A 15,196-nucleotide genomic window follows, 5' to 3' on the forward strand; every position below is an offset into this window, starting at 1 on the left:
CCCCGATACGGGCCCCCTGGAGGGCCGTTGTCAGTGGCTCTCGCTAATCTCCCCGCATACCGCAGCTCAGGGGGGCTTTTCGGCCGTGCCCGGCGCTGCGCGGAATCGGATCGGGCAGGCGGAAAGGCGCGAGGCACATGGCTTGGCTGGCGGCGGGCGAGGGATACGAGATCGCCCTGGTGGAAGGAAAGGTGGCGGCGCGGTCCACCACCGGGCGCACGGCGGGACGGCAGCTGAAATCACTGCCCAGGGCCCTGCGGGACCACCCCGAGGTGGACCGGCTGCGCCGGCTCGCCGAATGGCTCGACCGGCACGAGGCGGCCTGCATCGCCCAGGTCGACACCTGGATGGTGTCCTCCCTGCCCGTGCCCACCGCGCTGCTCGCCCGGGTCTGGCCGGACGAGGCCTGGCAGAACGCGCTCCGCGACCTCGCTGTCGTCGGCGACGACCCGGACGAGGTGGGCTTCCTGCGCGACGCCACCGCCTCCGGCGAGCTGAAGGTGGTCAACCTCGACGGCGAGACCGTACGCCTCTCCCCGCGCACCGTGACCCTGCCCCACCCCGTGCTGCTGCCCGACCTGGACGACGTACGGGACTTCGCGGCCGAACTCGGCATCGTGCAGCGCGTCGAGCAGATACACCGGGCGACCTGGCTCAAGCCCGAGGGGCTCGCCGCCAAGGACACCGAGGTACGGGACTACGCGGGCGGCGTCTTCCCCAACCGGTTCGGCCTGGCCGCCCGCGCCACCGGCCTCGGCCACCGCGTCTCCGGCGGCTACGCCACCTGCGCGGTCCGCGACACCGGCCGGGCCGTCGAGGCCGCCGTCTGGATCGGCGAGCCCTACTACGAGGCCGAGGCCACCACCGGCGCCCTGAGCTGGCACGACGAGGACGGCCGGGCCGTGCGCCTGACCGAGGTGGGACCGGTCGCCTGGTCCGAGGGCATGCGCATGGCCGCCGCACTGTACGCCGGACGCAAGATCGAAGAGGGCAAGGACGCACGATGACCACCACGACCACCACCACCGCGACCACCGCCACGACGACCGCGACGGCCGCGACCACCGACACGACCGCGGCCGGCACCGCGGTCGGCACCGCGGCCCGGGCCGAACTGCTCCTGAAGGCCGGCGCCGTGCTGCCCATCGGCACCGACGGGGCCGGACCCTCCGCCGTCGACCTGACCGCCCGCACCTACTGCCACCCCGCCCTCCCCGACGGCCGCGTCGTCGTCCGGCTCGCCGCCGCCGAACTCGGCCCGGCCGAGGACCTGGCCGCCGGATTCCTCGGCCTCGTCCCCGACGAGGGCGAGCCGCCCGTCGTCGGCCTCGGCCAGCGCCAGGCCCTCGGCTTCCCCGAGTGGGTCCTCGTCCACCACCCCGAGGACGGCCACCACGCCCTCGCCGTCGTCCCCGAACTCGACCGGGTCGCCCGCCAGGCCAAGACGAAGCCCAAAGCCGCCCTCGACGCCTGCCACGAGCTGGCCGGCCGGCTCGCCGCGGCCGTACCGCACTTCCTGCCCGTCTTCTACGAGCAGGCCGCCCGCCTCTTCCTCGCCGTCGAGAACACCGCCTACGCCTCCCAGCTGTTCGGCCGCGCCCGCACCGCCGAGGCCCAGCACGGCCTCACGATCGACGAGGACCGCCTCGACGCCGTCTTCCTCGAATTCGCCCTCGTCGGCGCCCTCCCCGTGAAGGTCCTCACCGGCTACGCCAAGGACCTCTCGGCCCGCGTCAGCCCCGCCGAGGCCCACACCCGCTTCCGCCGCCTGTGCGTCCGCCGCACCGCCGGCGGCCTTCCGCCGTCCGCCCAGGCCGCGACCGAGCTCCGCCGCCTCGCCCGGGCCGCCGGCCTGACCGGCAGCCAGGCCGAGCAGGAGTACCTCGCCGAGCTGCTGCCGCTGCCCGCCACCCTGCGCGCCGCGTTCGGCTGGTGGAAGGCGCACCGCACCGCCCTGATCGCCCTGGCCCGCCGCGAGCCGGCCGTACGGGGCACCCTCCTCGAACTGACGCCGCCCGGCGGCGACGTCGAACTGTCCGACCTGTGGCTGGAGGTCCTGGAGGAGTCCGGCGCCACCGCCGGGCTCGTCGACGCCGACCTGCCCGCCGAGGAGCGCTGCACCGACGGCGCCGCCGGCTGGCTGCAGCGCTACCACGCCGCCCGCCACAGCGGCTGGAGGCAGTGCCCCACCCCGCCCGGCCTCCTCGACCTCGTCACCCGCGCCGCCGACCGGCTGCGCACCGAACTCGCCGAGCCCGGCCGCGAGGCCGGCCTGCTCATCGGGGTCCAGGACGTCGACCTGCTCGACCTGCTCCTCTCCCTCGGCATCCCCGTCGCCGACCCCGAAGCGGACTCCCGCCCGCAGTACCGCCACAACCAGCTGAACGTGGCCGACTGGGCACGCGCCGACCAGCGCCGCGACCTGCTCGCCCTCGCCGCCGACGGGCGGTTCCGGCCCGCGTTCCGCCGCGCCGCCAACTCCTTCGGCGACGCCGGCTCCGGCGGCGACGTGATGCGCCGGCTCGCCGCCTCGCCCGGCGGCCGCCCGATGCTCACCGAGTGGATGCAGGAGGTCGCCCGCAACTCCGAGGCCGCGGGCCTGCCCGGGCTGCCTGAGGCCATCGGCCGGCTCACCTGGCTGCCCGCCGAGGCCCTCGAACTCGCCCGCGAGGAGGTGGCCGACGCGGCCGCCGCCGACCTCGGCGCGATCCTCGCCCGCACCCTGCGCGGAGGCCTCTTCGAGGAGTACGCCTGGCCCGCGTTCGAGGAGGCGCTCACCGAGCTCGCCGACCGCAAGGCACTGCACCGCAACAACCTGACCATCGTCGAGGCCTGGCCCCACCTCATCGTCGCCAACGGCATCCAGGTCCGCGTCGTCGACGCCGACTCCACCGTGCTCACCCACGACCTGCGCGTGCCGACCGGCGGCTCGTACCGGTACGGATTCCACTACGTCGACGGCGCGCTGCTCGTCTTCTGGTCCACCTACGGCAGCGGGGTCCAGGGCTACTGGCACACCGACCCGCAGAACGTCTTCACCCTCAAGGCCGACCGCACCTACTGGTCGCTGCGCTCCGACGAGATCAGCCTGCCGCTGCCCGGCGGCGGCCGCACCGTCGGCGGCGGCGTCCTCCACGCCGGGGACACCGAACTGCCCCCCGAGCAGTCCCTGCTGTGCGACGGCACCTCGTACTGGGTGTGGCGGCGCCACGAACAGGACAAGACCGCCGGCTGGTGCGAGTACAACCCCGCCGACGGCACCCACGGCCGCTTCTCCCAGCCGGCCTTCCTCACCGACACACTGAACGCCCACCCCTCGCGGACCAACTTCGCCGCCCACTCCACCTGGCTGCGGCCCGCGCCCACCGTCGAGGGATCCGCCCTCGGCACGCCCGCCGACGGCCTCCTCGGCTGGTGCGCCGTCCGCGTCAAGGACGAAGGCTGGTACGGCCGCGACACCGCCGGCCGCACCGTCCGCGTCCCCGCGGACGCCCACATGCCCGCCGCTGCCCTCGCCGTCCCCGGCGACGACCGGCCGCGCGCCCTCACCCACCGCTGGCGCGAGCTGAGCATCACCGACCCCGACGGCGTCGTCACCGTGACGACCAGCGGCGACCACCGCAACGAGGGCTTCGCCACCGGCAGCATCGACCTCCCGCCGCTGCCCTTCTGGTACGCCCTGCGCCCCCGCGACCCCGAAGGCTCCGCCGCCCTGCGCGCCGCCGACCGGGACACCGTCGCCGCCCTGCTCAAGGCGGCCGCCGCCGCGGAGAAGGCGTCCGACCTGCCCGGCCTGGTCAGCGCCGCCTTCCCGCAGATCACCGCGCCCGAGCTGCTCGGCGGCATCATCGAGGTCCTGCGCTTCGCCCTCGCCCAGCAGAAGGCCCTGGACGGCATCGCCGCCCGCCTCGACTCCGCCGACACCGCCGCGCCCCGCGAACCGGAGGGCCCCACGGACCAGTTCGTCGAGGACGCCCTGCGCGGCGTCATCGGCACCGGCTACTACCACTGGGGCACCCAGCGCGACGTGGCCCACCAGTACCTGCACCGCCTCGCCGCCGCGATCGCCGACACCGGCGCCACCGCGGTCCCGGGCCGGCTCCACTTCGACACGCCCGCGTTCGAGTACTCCAGGCTCCCCTTCACGCCCATGCTCGACCACCCCGCCGCCGTCGCCTACCGCGCCGTCGCACCCGGCGCCACCGACGAGCAGCGGGCCGCCCTGTGCGGGCTGCTCGGCACGATCGACGCCCTCGGCCTGGCCTCGGCCGCAGGCTCGGCCGACCGCTGGCGCCGCGTCCTCGTCCACCTCGACGACCACCACCTGCACACCCCCGACGGCCTGGGCCGCAGCTTCTCGCACCGCAGCCTGCTCCCGCTCGGCGGCGGCGCCGTCCTCGCCCTCACCGAGCACAGCGAGGGCGTACCCGGCGGAGGCGGCGAGTTCGGGGCCCTGCTCCACGACCCGTCCGGCCGGTTCACCGTCCCCGGCCCCTACACCCTGCGCGGCGACGCCCCCGTCGGCGACCGCGAGCGCGGCCCCGGCTGGCTGACCGCCTTCCTCACCGAGGCCGCCGCGCACGGCTCCGCGCCGCTGCGCCCCGAGGCCGCCGACGAGTTCGCGCGGCTGACCGGCGTCTCCGCCACGGCGGCGAAGCTGCTGCTCGCCGGCCTGCCGAACATCGACAGCCACGAGCACAACTTCCTGCCGGCCGAACTGCGCACGGCCCTCGGCGTGAAGGCCGCCGACGCCAAGCACGCCCGCACCGAGCTCAGGGCCCTCGACATCGACCTGCGCCGGTCCCTGGTCGCGGCCCTGCTGCCCGCCGACCCGGCCCGGCTGTGGACCGACGGCCCGGACGTGGCCGCCGCCGCCGAGCTGTGGAACCGGCGCGTGGGCCGCCGTACGCCCGTACCCGAGTGGCTGCTCGCCGAGACCACCCGCGCCGTGCGCACCTCCTGGCCAGCGCACCGGGCCCTCGCCGCCGTCCTCGACCCCGAGGCGTCCCCCGCGCTCGGCACCGACACGGAGTGGAAGGTCCAGGGCGACCGGGTGGTGCCCGTCACACCGGGCGGAGAGCCGTTCACCACGACGGTCCTCACCGACGCCCTTGCCGTGACCGCCTGGCTCGCCCACCGGCTGCCCGCCGGACACCCCGTGCGGGCCGCCCTGCCGCCGGTGCTCACCGCCGTCCGGCAGCGGCTCGCCGCGCCCGGACTCCTCCTCGACCTCGGCTGCTTCGCCTACCTGCCCGACTTCCGCAAGGCCGCCGGCACCCCGACCGAGACCGCGGAGGGCCACGAGCGCTACGGCGCGGTCGTCATGGCCACCGGCGACGACCGGCCGCGGCCGGCCCTGCGCACCGCCCTGCTCGACTCCACCGGCTCCGACCCCTACCTGCCGGCCCTGCGCGGCGACGACCAGCAGCCGTCATCGGCCGAGACCGCCCTGCGCTGCGCCCGGGACCCGCAGTACGCGGCGCTCCTCGCCGACCCGGGCGCCCCGGCCGCGGGCGGGGTGGACAAGGAGGGGACGTGGTGGCCGCAGGACCCGGGCCGGTCGGTGCCGGAGCTGGCGGCCGAGGTGCAGGCGGCGTACGGCGTGGGCGCGGACGCGGCGGTGCTGTACCTGATGCTGCTGGCGATGCCCGACCCCACCGACCGGAACACGGCCCGGTGGACGGGCTGGAAGCCGGCCCGCCTGAAGGCGGCCCGCGCCGAACTGGCCGCCACCGACCTGGTCGTCACGGCCAACCGGACCCGGGCGGGGCGCACCCTGTTCCTCCCCGGCCCCTGGGCGGACATGGCCTCCCCGAACCTGCCCGTCGAGCAGTGGAAGCTGCCGATGTACGAGGGCCTCGCCCCCGGCGGCAGGCCGGTCCTCCGCGTCCTGGTGCCGGCCGAACCGGCCGCGGACCTCTACCGCAGGGCCTGGCAGCGGGTCACCGAGGGCGACGTACCGCGCTTCGAGGAGCTCAAGGTCAAGCGCACCCGCACCCGCCGCCGCTGACGGCACCGCTGACGGCACCGCCGGTCGGCCCCGTGGGTGGGGCCGGCCGGCGCGCCCCCTGTCCTTCGTCCCTTCTCCTTGTCCGTTCCCTTCCTTCCCTTGTTCGAGTTTCCGAGGACTCCCATGACGACCGTCACCGAAGACGCTGCCGCCGCCCCGGCCCGCCAGACGCTGCCCGCCGAAGAGCGGTACGCCGCCGAACTCGCCTTCCTCGCCGCCCAGGACACCGGCCCCCGCCCGCCGGGCTGGGCGCTGACCCCGCGCGCCGTCGTCACCTTCGTCTGCGGCAGCGACGGCACCGAGCTGGCCCTGCCGAAGCGGCGGGCGGGCCTGCCCGCCAAGCTGGCCATCGCCCCCAAGTTCGTCGGCGAGCGCGCCCTCGTCGAACGCTGCGTCGTCACCCTCGCCGGAGAGCGCGGCCTCCTCCTCACCGGCGAGCCCGGCACCGCCAAGTCGATGCTGTCCGAACTGCTCGCCGCCGCCGTCTGCGGCACCAGCGCCCTCACCGTGCAGGGCACCGCCGGCACCACCGAGGACGCCTTCCGCTACGGCTGGAACTACGCCCTGCTGCTCGCCCAGGGCCCCACCCCGCAGGCACTCGTCGACTCCCCGGTCCTCTCCGCCATGCGGACCGGGCGCGTCGTACGGGTCGAGGAGATCACCCGCTGCCTGCCCGAGGTCCAGGACGCCCTCGTGTCGATCCTGTCCGACCGGCGGGTCAGCGTGCCCGAACTCGCCGCCACCGAGGACGCGGTGGTCAGCGCCGCCCCCGGCTTCACCGTCATCGCCACCGCCAACCTGCGCGACCGCGGCGTCTCCGAGATGTCCGCCGCCCTCAAGCGCCGCTTCAACTTCGAGACCGTCGACCCCATCGCCGACGCCGACGCGGAGGCCACGCTGATCCGCCACCAGGCGGTCGCGGCCGTCCAGCGCGCGGGCGCCGCCTTCGGCGTGGACGACGCCGTGCTCGACGCGCTCGTCACCGTCTTCCGGGACCTGCGCTCCGGGCGCTCCACCGAAGGCTGGGACGTCGAACGCCCCGGTACGGTCATGTCCACCGCCGAGGCCGTCCAGGTGGCGACCTCCCTGGGCGTCGCCGCCGCCTACCTGCCGGGCGGCGACGTCCTGGACCTGCTGCCCGGCCACCTCCTGGGCGTGGTCCGCAAGGACGACCCCGCCGACCACGGCCGTCTGCTCGGCTACTGGGACGGCCCGGTCCGCCGCCGCGCCGAGGACGGCTCGGCCATGTGGCGCCGCCTGTGGGACCTGCGCGGGAGCCTGCGATGACCACCACCACCGCCCTGTCGGCGGGCGCCCCGGCGCCCGCCGCCGTCCCGGACCGGGACGCCGATCCGCGGGCCACCGTGGAGGCGCTCGCCGCGTCCCGGACGCCGTACCTGCTGGGGGTGCGCCACCACAGCCCCGCCCTGGCCGCCGTGGTCCCGGCGCTGCTGGACGCCGCCGGGGCCGAGGTGGTCTGCATCGAGCTGCCCGCCAGGTTCCAGCCGTGGCTGGAGCACCTCGCGGACCCGGAGACGCAGGCCCCCGTCGCCCTCGCCGGCACCGGATCCGACGGCCGGCTGGCGTTCTACCCCTTCGCGGACTTCTCCCCGGAACTGGCCGCGATCCGCTGGGCGCGTGCGCACGGCGCCGAGGTGCTGTGCTGCGACCTGCCGCTGTCCGACCCGGGATGGACCCTGCGCGGGCCCGCCGGCCCGGATGCGGCTGCGGAGCCGGGTCCGGACGCTCCCCTCGAAGCGGCCCCGGCCGCGGAGCCCGCCACCGGCACCGGCACGGGCACCGGCACGGGCTCCGGCCCGCGGGGGCGCTCGTACGCGGGCGCCCTCAGCGCGGCCGGCACCGGCCGGGACGGCGACGACCTGTGGGACCGCGCCGTGGAGGTGCTGGCCCCCGGCTGCACGCCGGAGGCCGTCCGCCGCGCGGCCCTCGGCGTCGGCTGGGCGCTGCGCCAGGACGCGGCCGCCGCCGTCCCCGCCGTGGACCTGGCCCGCGAGGCCCGGATGCGCGCGGTCATCGCGGCCGCGGCCGCCGGGGGCCGGCGGGTCGCCGCCGTGATCGGCGCCTTCCACGCCCCGGCCCTCCTCGACTCCGGTGCCGCCGATGGGCCGGCTGCCGAGGGGGCGGCCGCATCGGGCCCGGCTGTCTCGGGTCCGGCCGCTGCGGGCGGCGCCGATGCGGCCCGGGCGGGGGCCGGCAAGGCCGGGGCCGACAAGTCGGGAGCCGGCAGGCCCGAAGCCGCCGACGACGCCGCCGTCACCTCGTTCGTGCCCTACTCCTTCGACCTGCTCGACTCCCGCTCCGGCTACCCCGCCGGCATCCGCGACCCGCTGTGGCAGCAGGCCGTCCTGGAGGCCGGCGGCGACCCGGAAAGGCTGCGGACCGCGGCCTCCGCCGCCGTGACCGGCCTGTGCCGGGAACTGCGCCGGGCCGGCCACACCGCCGGCACCGGGGAAGCCGCCGAGACCCTGCGGCTCGCCTGCGACCTGGCCGTCCTGCGCGGCCTGCCCGCCCCCGGCCGCGGCGAACTCCTGGAGGCCGTCACCACCGTCCTCGGCCAGGGCGAACCGCTGGGCCGCGGCCGGGCCCTGGCCCGCGCCCTCGAAGCCGTCCTCGTCGGCGCCGGCCGGGGCCGCATCACCCCGCGCGCCCCCCGCTCCGGACTGGGCCCCGGTGTCGAGGCCGAGCTCGCCGAGCTGCGGCTGCCCGGCCCCGAGGACCCCGCCCCCCGCGAGGTCCGCCTCGACCCGCTGCGCTCCCCGCTCGACCGGCGCCGCGAAGTCCTGCTGCAGCGGCTGGCCGTCCTCGGCGCCGGATACGGGGAGCCGCTCGACGTGGCCGCCACCGGCGACGGCACCGCGCTGGGCACCAAGTGGCGGCTGAAGTGGACCCCTTCCGTCCCGGCCCGCCTCGACCTCGCCGGGGTCCGCGGCGTCACCGCCGCCCAGGCGGCCGCCGGCACCCTCCGCGACACCGCCCGCCGGGCCGCCGCCGAAGGCGGCCCGACCCCCGGCGGGATCCTCGCCGGACTGACCGCCGCCGCCCGCTGCGACCTGCCCGAGCTGGTCGCCGTACGACTCGACGAGGCGGCCGCCACCCTGCCGCAGACCGCGGCCCTGCCCGAGCTGCTGGAGGCGCTGGACCTGCTGGAAGGGCTCTCCCGAGGGCACTTCCCCGTCGACTCCGACACCGTGCGCGCCACCGCGGGCGCACTGGCCGGCGAACTCCTCGACGCCGCCGTACGCGCCCTGCCCGGCCTCGCGGGCAGCGAGGACCCCGCCGACGCGCGCGCCCTCGTCGCCCTCGCCGACCGGGCCGCCGCCCGGCACCTCGGCCTGCGCATGGACGAGGCCCTCGCAGGCCTCGCCGCCGACGGGTCCCCGCTCATCCAGGGCGCGGCGCACGCCGTACGGGTCCTGCTGGACCTCGACGCGGCCGCCGGACTCGGCGACCGCGCCGCCGGCTGGATCGACGGCGCCGCCACCCCGGACGGCCGGCGCGCCCTGACCCGCCGTCTGGGCGGCCTGCTGGCCGCGGCCGGACCGCTGCTGCAGTCCTCCGCGGCCGCCCTGGTCCCGGTCCTCGACCGCGTCGACTCGCTCACCGACCAGGACTTCCTGGACCGGCTCCCCGCCCTCCGCGGCGGCTTCGACGCGCTCGCCCCCGCCGCCCGCGACCGGCTGCTGGCCACCGTCACCGAGCGGCTCGGCGACCGCGTCGACCTCTCCCTCGACGCGCCGCCCGCCCTGCTCGCCCTGTGGGCCGCCGCGGACGCCGCCGGGGCCGCCGCCCTGAAGTCCCTGCCCCGCCCGGGGCACGACGCCCCGGCTCCGGACGCGGCCGGGGCCCCCGTACCCGTATCCGCACCCGAGACCGAGACCGTCCCCGGACCGGGAGCCGGGACGGCCGCCGGACCGCAGCGGCTCGCCCCCGCCGACCGGTGGCGGCTGCTCCTCGGCCGGCAGCGCGACCGGCTGCCCGCCGGCGCCCGCCGCTACGCGCACGCCCTCGACGAGCTGTACGGCGCGGGCCGCGGCGAGGGCTCCGCCGACCTGGACGCCGGCGGCAGCGGCGGCGGCCAGGAGGCCTCGTTCCCCACGGCCCGCGAATGGGCCGAGGAACTGGAAGCGATCTTCGGCACGGACGTCCGGGAGGAAGTGCTCGCGGCCGCCGCCGACTCGGGCCGCACCGACGTGCTGGCCCAGCTCGACCCGGCCGCCGTGCGCCCCTCGGTGGAACTGCTCAGCTCGGTGCTGTCCCTCGCCGGCGGCCTGCCGGAAGCCCAGGTCGCGAAGCTGCGCCCGCTGGTCCGCCGCCTCGTCGACGAACTCGCGAAGGAGCTGGCCACCCGGCTGCGCCCGGCGCTGTCCGGCCTCAACACCCCGCGCCCCAGCCGCCGCCCCGGCGGCCGGCTCGACCTGGACCGCACCCTGCGGGCCAACCTCGCCCACACCCGGCGCCTCGACGACGGCAGCATCGCCGTCGTCCCGGAGCGGCCGGTGTTCAGCACCCGGGCCCGCCGCGAGGCCGACTGGCGGCTGATCCTGGTCGTCGACGTCTCCGGCTCCATGGAGGCCTCGGTCATCTGGTCGGCGCTGACCGCGGCCGTCCTCGGCGGTGTCCCTACCCTGTCCACGCACTTCCTGGCGTTCTCCACGCAGGTCGTGGACTTCACCGACCGGGTGGACGACCCGCTGTCGCTGCTGCTGGAGGTCCGCGTGGGCGGCGGCACGCACATCGCGGCGGGCCTCGCCCACGCCCGCTCCCTCATCACCGTGCCGAGCCGCACCCTCGTCGTCGTGGTCAGCGACTTCGAGGAGGGCGGACCGATCGGCGGACTCCTCGGGGAGGTGCGCGCGCTCGCCGCGTCCGGCGCCCACCTGCTCGGCTGCGCCGCGCTCGACGATGCCGGCACCCCCCGCTACTCGGTGCCCGTCGCCCGGCAGCTCGTCGCCGCCGGCATGCCGGTGGCCGCCCTCAGCCCGCTCGCCCTCGCCCGCTGGGTGGGCGACCGCCTCCGTGGAGAAACCCGTTGAGCACCGCCCCGACGCCGCTGCCGCCCGTCGCCCCCGAGGTCCTCGCCGAAGCCGTCGAGAACCTCACCGCCCGGCTGCGCAAAAAGCTCGACGCCGCCATCGAGGGCTGCGCCGCCGGTACGCCGGCTGCCGAGCAGGCCGACGACGGCAGCATCGGCTTCCGCTTCGGCGAGGACGCCGTCGTGACCCTGCGGCTCGGCCCCGGCGGCGCTGTCACCAGCGCCGGGCAGGCCGTCTGCAGCTGCCTGCTGGCGCCGCGCTGTCTGCATCGGGCCGCGGTGCTCGGCGCGGCCCCGCTCGCCGACGCCGCACCGCCCGAGCCCGAGCCCGATTCCGCGGCCGATTCCGATTCCGGGGGCGGCGCGGAGCCCGAGCCGTCGGCGGTCCCGTCGTCGGAGCCCGCGGCCGCGGCCCCGGCCGGCGCCGGAGCCGCGGCGCAGCAGGCCGTACGGGAGGACGCCGGGCCGACGGAACCCGACCCCGCCCGGGCCGCCGTCCTGACGCCTGCCCAGACCGCCGCCGCCTCCGCGCTGTGGCGGGCCGCCGCCGAGGCCCTCGCGGCGGGCGTCACGGCGGGCGGCGCGGTCGTCCAGGCCGAGCTGCTGCGCGCCGCCCACACCGCGCGCCTCGCCGGGCTGCCCCGCGCCGAGGCCGCCACCCTGCGGCTCGTACGCGGCCTGCGTGCCGCGCGGGAGCGCAGCGGCACCCACCGGCTCGCCGACCTCACCGCCGCCTTCCGTGAACTCCTGCACATCGCCGCCGTACTGGCCTCCGGGGCGGCCGACCCCGCCCTCGCCGGCAGCGTCCGCCGCGCCTACCGGCCGGGCGGCAGCCTGCGGGTGCAGGGCCTGTGCCGCGAGCCGGTGCTGTCCGCGACCGGGTACGGGGGAGTGGTCACCCACCTGCTGGCCCCCGACGGGGGACGCTACTCGGTCTCCGACGTGCGCCCCGGCGGCCTCGCCCGCGCCAAGGGCGCCGGCTCCGCCTCGGTGGCGCTCGGCGGCGCCGTCCTCGACCACGCGGGCCTGGCGCGCGGGGGACTCCGTATCGCCGGGGCCACGGTGTCGCCCGACGGCCGGCTCGGCGCCGGGCGCGGGGTGCAGGCGACCCCGCTGCCGGGCGTCCGGTGGACCGACGCACCCGCAGCGGCGCTCTTCGCCCGCCCGGCGGCCGAGGCCGTGGCCGCGCAGCTCGCCGACCCCGACCCGGACGCGGCCGGTCCCGCACTGCTGGGCTGCGACGTCACGGTGGTCGGCGCGGCGGGCGAGGACCTCCTGGTCCGCGAGATCCGGACCGGGGAGGCCCCGGCCCCGCTGCTGCGGCTGCGGGCCGCCCACCCCCACCCGGAGCTGCCGCACCGGGAGAACCTGCGCCGCATCGCCGCCCACCCGGGCCTGGCGCTGCGCGTCCTCGGCCGCCCCGACCTGGACCGCGCCGCCACCCTGCGGCCCCTCGCCGTCGGGCCGGTGCCGGACGCGGAGCACACGCTGAGGCTGCCCGAGGAGTGGTTCGGCCGGGCCGACCTCGGCTACGAGCGCCTCCAGGGCAGCCACTTCCCTCCCGGCACCGCTCCGGGAGCGGGACCCCTGACCGTGGACCCGGGGCCGGACCCGCTCGCCGACGCACCGCTGTGGCGGGTGCGCCGCCTGCTGGAGACCGGGGTGGCGGGCGGGCGGCGGGCCGTCGCCGAATCGGCCCGCGGCAGCGAGCCCGCCGCCGCGTACGGGCCGCTGCGCCGGGCGGGATTCACCGCGGCCGCGGAGCTGGCGACGGCTCTGGCCGCGGAGGCGGACCGGCGCCCCCGCGACGCGTTCGGCCGCCTCACCGACCCGTCGGCGGACGGCTACGCCTGGGCCTGGCTGTCCGCGGCGGCCCACCTGGCCGCCGCCGAACGGTCCCTGGTGGCCGCGTCATGGGCCTGAACCCGGCGCGTACGCCGGGGCGCGTGCACAGGGCAGGGCGCGCGGGCTCAGCCGAGCCGTACGGGGCCGCGCAGCCAGGCGCCGAGGACGGCGAAGTCGGCGTCGGTGAGCCCGAACCGGGCGTCGACGCGGTGCAGCAGGGCCCGGCCCGGGTGGTGCGCGTCCACCCAGGCCCGGTCCGCGCCGCCGATCTCGTCGTCGACCCAGGCGAACGGCCGCCCGGCCGCGTGGTCGAGGAGGGCGCGCACCTTCCAGTGCGGGCGGCCCCGGCCCGCACCCGGGCCGTCCTCGTCGGACGGGTCCGGCCAGGCCACGACGGGCAGCTCCGGCAGCCCGATCCGCGGCCCGACCCACGCGTTCGCGTCGTCCCCCCACGTCGTGGCCCACACCAGCTCGCAGGGGAGGGCCAGCAGGCGCGGGCCGAGTGCGGGGTCGAGCCGGGCCAGCAGCGGGTTCCCGTCGTCGGCGGGCCCGTACAGCGGGTAGCCGCCCGGGAGTTCCCGCGGTGTCGCCCCGAACGGGATCAGCGGACCGTCGACATCCAGAAAGACGAAAGGCAGTGCGGATTCCATCCCCGCGATCATTCCCCACGCGGGCCCGCGGCCGCAGCCCGGTACCGGCCGCGGGACCGGCTACCTCTCGCGCGGCTTCGCCCGGACGTGCACGCGCTCGCTCTGCGGGCCGAACAGGCTGAGGACCTCCACCGGGGCCTCCCCGGTGCTGCCGAACCAGTGCGGCAGCCGGGTGTCGAACTCCGCGGCCTCGCCCGCCTTCAGGACGAGGTCGCGTTCGGCGAGGACCAGCCGGAGCCGGCCGCTCAGCACGTACAGCCACTCGTACCCCTCGTGGGTCCGCGGATCCGGTGCGCTGCGGGCGGCCGGGATGACCATCTTGAACGCCTGGAGCCCGCCGGGGTTCTGGGTCAGCGGCACGATGGTCATGTCGGCCCGCCGGATCGGCTTCAGCCGCACCCGCGGGTCGCCCACGGGCGGCGCCCCGACGAGCTCGTCGAGCGGGACCGCGTAGGCGCGCGCCAGCGGCAGCAGCAGTTCCAGGTTGGGCTTGCGCTCGCCGGATTCGAGGCGGGACAGCGTGCTGACCGAGATGCCGGTGGTGTCCGAGAGCCGGGTCAGGGTGATCTCGCGCTTCTTGCGCAGGGCGCGCAGCCGCGGACCCACGGAGGCCAGGACGGCGGCATCGTCGTTTGCCATGACGGCAAGCCTACGGTGCCCGTTCCGCGGCTCACCGCCGCCGCAGCACGCCCCGTGCGTACGCCGCCTGGCCGGCGTGCTGGAGGTCGTCCGCGAGGACGCTGACCAGCCGCACCCCCAGGGTGACCGGCGGGTCCCAGCCCTCGTCGACGATCCGTTCGAGGTCCGCCGCGGCGAGCGAGCGGATGAAACCGAGGCTCTGCTCGTGCACGGCGTCGAAGTAGCCCAGCAGCAGCTTGCCCGAGTCGACGCGGACCGTGCCGACCTGCTTCGCGCTGTGCCCGAACCCGGTGTCCTCGGCGGGCAGCGGCAGCGCGAACCGGGCCGCCCAGTCCTGCGCCGTCCAGACCTGCTCCAGGCCCGAGGCGTCCGCCACGTGGTCGTCCTGCACCCGGGTCAGATGCCACACCAGCCAGGAGATCGAGTTGGCATGCGGGTCGATCCGGGCGTTCAGCTCCTCGGCCGACAGCCCCTCGACCGCCTCGTGCACCACCTCTCGGATCCGCCCGTACCCGTCGGCCAGTACCTGTGTCGCCTTCATCCACCGTCCCCTGACTCGTCGGACCCGCCGGACCTGCCGTCCGTCCGTACCGCCGCAGGCGGCCGGCACCAGCCGGCACCGGCCGGAGCCGTGCGGCTGCCGGCCGGTGCCCCGGACCGTCGACGGCCTACATCGGATCCATACCCCGATCGTCGATCTTGCTCTCCTGCTCGCTCTGCTCCTGCAGCCGGCGGGCCTTGTCCTGCAGCCGACGGCGCTCCTCCGGGTCGGCGGAGCGCTCGGCGGCCCGGTTCAGCTCCAGCGCCTTCTCGCGCAACTGCCGGACACGGCCGCTGGATCCGCTGGAAGCATTCATGGTCTCTCCTCGGGGGTGGGAGGTGGGAAGAGCGGATTCAGCGAAACAGCAGTGCCGCGGGGACGCATCTCGAGCCGCCTCCCCGCGCGCCCCGCCCGGAGCCGGTGCTCCCCCGTTTGCCCCGCGCGAATGGCGCAACGCG

9 protein-coding genes are annotated in these 15,196 nt (G+C 77.2%); 5 read left to right on the plus strand and 4 right to left on the minus strand.

Translation table 11 applies throughout. The annotated features are described in order from the left end of the window. Positions 1 to 137: 137 nt before the first annotated feature. The 5 genes from ACIQUT_RS31950 to ACIQUT_RS31970 all read left to right on the plus strand — a co-directional run bounded on the left by ACIQUT_RS31950 (position 138) and on the right by ACIQUT_RS31970 (position 12,986). A complete protein-coding gene (locus ACIQUT_RS31950) occupies positions 138 to 1,007 on the plus strand; it encodes a DUF4132 domain-containing protein (RefSeq protein WP_403568057.1) in 870 nt (289 codons plus the stop codon). After that, positions 1,004 to 6,010 (plus strand): DNA-binding protein, encoded by a 5,007-nt coding sequence (locus tag ACIQUT_RS31955; RefSeq protein WP_403568059.1) that lies wholly within the window; start codon positions 1,004 to 1,006, stop codon positions 6,008 to 6,010. Before ACIQUT_RS31950 ends, ACIQUT_RS31955 begins: the two co-directional genes overlap by 4 nt. A gap of 123 nt (positions 6,011 to 6,133) precedes the next feature. Further along, on the plus strand, positions 6,134 to 7,297 hold the full coding sequence (locus ACIQUT_RS31960; protein WP_403568061.1) for an AAA family ATPase: 1,164 nt from the start codon (positions 6,134 to 6,136) through the stop codon (positions 7,295 to 7,297). Further along, complete coding sequence (locus tag ACIQUT_RS31965) at positions 7,294 to 11,064, plus strand: DUF5682 family protein (RefSeq protein WP_403568062.1); 3,771 nt, start codon at positions 7,294 to 7,296, stop codon at positions 11,062 to 11,064. The genes ACIQUT_RS31960 and ACIQUT_RS31965 overlap by 4 nt, the downstream gene beginning before the upstream one ends. After that, positions 11,061 to 12,986, plus strand: a complete 1,926-nt coding sequence (locus ACIQUT_RS31970) for a hypothetical protein (protein WP_403568064.1) — start codon at positions 11,061 to 11,063, stop codon at positions 12,984 to 12,986. The genes ACIQUT_RS31965 and ACIQUT_RS31970 overlap by 4 nt, the downstream gene beginning before the upstream one ends. 47 nt (positions 12,987 to 13,033) lie before the next feature. Here ACIQUT_RS31970 and ACIQUT_RS31975 read toward each other — a convergent pair whose 3' ends face one another. The 4 genes from ACIQUT_RS31975 to ACIQUT_RS31990 form a co-directional block, all read right to left on the minus strand. Further along, positions 13,034 to 13,558 (minus strand): HAD domain-containing protein, encoded by a 525-nt coding sequence (locus ACIQUT_RS31975; RefSeq protein WP_403568066.1) that lies wholly within the window; start codon positions 13,556 to 13,558, stop codon positions 13,034 to 13,036. Positions 13,559 to 13,618: 60 nt separating this feature from the next. Continuing rightward, positions 13,619 to 14,197, minus strand: a complete 579-nt coding sequence (locus ACIQUT_RS31980) for a helix-turn-helix domain-containing protein (protein WP_403568068.1) — start codon at positions 14,195 to 14,197, stop codon at positions 13,619 to 13,621. 31 nt (positions 14,198 to 14,228) lie between these two features. Further along, on the minus strand, positions 14,229 to 14,738 hold the full coding sequence (locus tag ACIQUT_RS31985) for a DinB family protein (RefSeq protein ID WP_403568070.1): 510 nt from the start codon (positions 14,736 to 14,738) through the stop codon (positions 14,229 to 14,231). Between the two features lie 127 nt (positions 14,739 to 14,865). Next, positions 14,866 to 15,054 (minus strand): DUF6381 family protein, encoded by a 189-nt coding sequence (locus ACIQUT_RS31990; protein ID WP_403568072.1) that lies wholly within the window; start codon positions 15,052 to 15,054, stop codon positions 14,866 to 14,868. Between the last annotated feature and the right edge of the window lie 142 nt (positions 15,055 to 15,196).

The sequence above is a fragment of the Streptomyces sp. NPDC090445 genome (assembly GCF_044769385.1).
GTDB lineage: Bacteria > Actinomycetota > Actinomycetes > Streptomycetales > Streptomycetaceae > Streptomyces.

Excerpts from the sequence above, each read along its gene's own strand:
- ACIQUT_RS31950 (WP_403568057.1), top strand. The coding sequence starts at position 138 with ATGGCTTGGCTGGCGGCGGGCGAGGGATACGAGATCGCCCTGGTGGAA.
- ACIQUT_RS31955 (WP_403568059.1), top strand. The coding sequence starts at position 1,004 with ATGACCACCACGACCACCACCACCGCGACCACCGCCACGACGACCGCG.
- ACIQUT_RS31960 (WP_403568061.1), top strand. The coding sequence starts at position 6,134 with ATGACGACCGTCACCGAAGACGCTGCCGCCGCCCCGGCCCGCCAGACG.
- ACIQUT_RS31965 (WP_403568062.1), top strand. The coding sequence starts at position 7,294 with ATGACCACCACCACCGCCCTGTCGGCGGGCGCCCCGGCGCCCGCCGCC.
- ACIQUT_RS31975 (WP_403568066.1), bottom strand. The coding sequence starts at position 13,558 with ATGGAATCCGCACTGCCTTTCGTCTTTCTGGATGTCGACGGTCCGCTG.
- ACIQUT_RS31980 (WP_403568068.1), bottom strand. The coding sequence starts at position 14,197 with ATGGCAAACGACGATGCCGCCGTCCTGGCCTCCGTGGGTCCGCGGCTG.
- ACIQUT_RS31985 (WP_403568070.1), bottom strand. The coding sequence starts at position 14,738 with ATGAAGGCGACACAGGTACTGGCCGACGGGTACGGGCGGATCCGAGAG.
- ACIQUT_RS31990 (WP_403568072.1), bottom strand. The coding sequence starts at position 15,054 with ATGAATGCTTCCAGCGGATCCAGCGGCCGTGTCCGGCAGTTGCGCGAG.